Here is a 575-nt window from a genome sequence, read left to right on the forward strand (position 1 = left end):
CTAGTGTTAGTTTTACCTACGGTTTCCATCACATCACCATGGGTAATAATCACCATTTCACCTTTTTTAATATGGCCACGTTTTTCAATCATACTTACTGCATCACGGAGAACATTTTGCGGTTCGGATAACGTAGAATCGAAGAACATCGGATAAACACCGCGATAAAGATTGGCCTTATTCAAAGATTGTGCATGTCGTGAAAGGGCGAAGATTGGTAAATCTGTATGAATACGTGACATCAACTTCGCCGTACTCCCAGATTCTGTGAGCGCGATAATAGCGGATACGCCGGTAAGGTGGTTAGCCGTATACATTGCCGCTAAAGCAGTTGCTTGGGATACCGAATCAACAGGCTCATCAGATTGAGGGCGGGTTAATCGTAATGCAGGATACTCTTCTGCACCACGGCAAATTTCTGCCATCGCTTGCACCGTTTCTACTGGATATTTTCCCGCTGCTGTTTCTGCACTTAACATTACCGCATCGGTACCATCAAGAACGGCATTGGCCACATCCATAACTTCAGCACGCGTAGGCATGGAGTTGTCGATCATCGATTCCATCATTTGGGT

At 45.2% G+C, this 575-nt stretch carries 1 protein-coding gene; it reads right to left on the minus strand.

Going from position 1 to position 575, the window contains the following annotated elements:
- On the minus strand, positions 1 to 575 hold a 575-nt coding region (locus VT06_RS17120; protein WP_046555541.1), incomplete at both ends, for a pyruvate kinase.

Origin of the sequence: Arsukibacterium sp. MJ3 (assembly GCF_000987765.1) — a bacterium.
GTDB lineage: Bacteria > Pseudomonadota > Gammaproteobacteria > Enterobacterales > Alteromonadaceae > Alishewanella.